We start from the raw sequence: 852 nt of genomic DNA on the forward strand, positions 1-852 counted from the left end.
GTAAGCGCGTCATAACAAGGTATCGTATCTATCCTAATTCCCCAACTTCCGGTATACTAGATAAAAATAGTTATCGGAGGAAAGGTAGTGTACTATGATGATTCAACTAAGCGATTTAGGTCAAGTTCACCTCGTATGTGGGAAAACGGATATGAGACAAGGAATTGATTCACTGGCTTATCTCATTAAAACCCACTTTGAATTGGATCCTTTCTCCGGTCAAGTTTTTCTCTTTTGTGGTGGACGTAAAGACCGCTTTAAAGCCCTTTACTGGGATGGTCAAGGATTTTGGCTACTATATAAACGCTTTGAGAACGGTAAGTTGACTTGGCCAAGTACAGAAAAGGATGTTAAAGCTCTCACACCAGAACAAGTAGACTGGCTGATGAAGGGCTTTTCTATCACTCCCCAAATAAATTCATCAGAAAGTCGTGATTTCTATTGAAATGATGCCTTTCTTTTTAGTATAATAAAGTTAGAAAACAAGGAGGGGAAGACGATGAAAGACTTATTAAAAATCATTCAACAACAGAGTGCTACAATTGATAGTCTCACCAATGAACTTGCCCTTCTTCGTGAACAAGTGGCTTATCTAACGCAAAAGCTCTATGGAAAATCCTCTGAGAAAAGTGTTTGTCCATCTGGACAAGTCAGCCTTTTTGAGGAGGAAGTTTCATCTGATGAAGATGGAGAGGTTCCCAGTTGAAAGAGAAGAAATCACCTATAAACGTAAGAAAGCTAAAGGGAAACGTCAAGCTCTTCTTGCCCAATTCGATTCAGAAGAACTCCATCATCGCTTAGAGGATTGCATTTTCCCTGACTGTCAGGGAGATCTAAAAGAGATTGGAGCGA

At 39.8% G+C, this 852-nt stretch carries 2 protein-coding genes and 1 pseudogene; all 3 read left to right on the forward strand.

The genetic code is table 11. The annotated features are described in order from the left end of the window. Nucleotides 1-94: 94 nt before the first annotated feature. Nucleotides 95-445 (forward strand): IS66 family insertion sequence element accessory protein TnpB, encoded by a 351-nt coding sequence (tnpB, locus tag HT701_RS10995; RefSeq protein ID WP_172925855.1) that lies wholly within the window; start codon nt 95-97, stop codon nt 443-445. 54 nt (nt 446-499) lie between these two features. Then, nucleotides 500-706 carry a transposase gene (locus HT701_RS11000; RefSeq protein ID WP_031243953.1) on the forward strand — a complete coding sequence of 69 codons (207 nt, stop codon included), beginning with the start codon at nt 500-502 and terminating at the stop codon, nt 704-706. Further along, nucleotides 681-852 (forward strand): annotated as a pseudogene (locus HT701_RS11920) (IS66 family transposase); the annotation flags it as partial. The gene HT701_RS11000 and the pseudogene HT701_RS11920, both read left to right, overlap by 26 nt.

Source organism: Streptococcus sp. 10824 (genome assembly GCF_013276595.1).
GTDB classification, from domain to species: domain Bacteria; phylum Bacillota; class Bacilli; order Lactobacillales; family Streptococcaceae; genus Streptococcus; species Streptococcus pseudopneumoniae.

Coding starts and splice junctions, on each gene's coding strand:
- tnpB (WP_172925855.1), top strand. CDS start 95: ATGATGATTCAACTAAGCGATTTAGGTCAAGTTCACCTCGTATGTGGG.
- HT701_RS11000 (WP_031243953.1), top strand. CDS start 500: ATGAAAGACTTATTAAAAATCATTCAACAACAGAGTGCTACAATTGAT.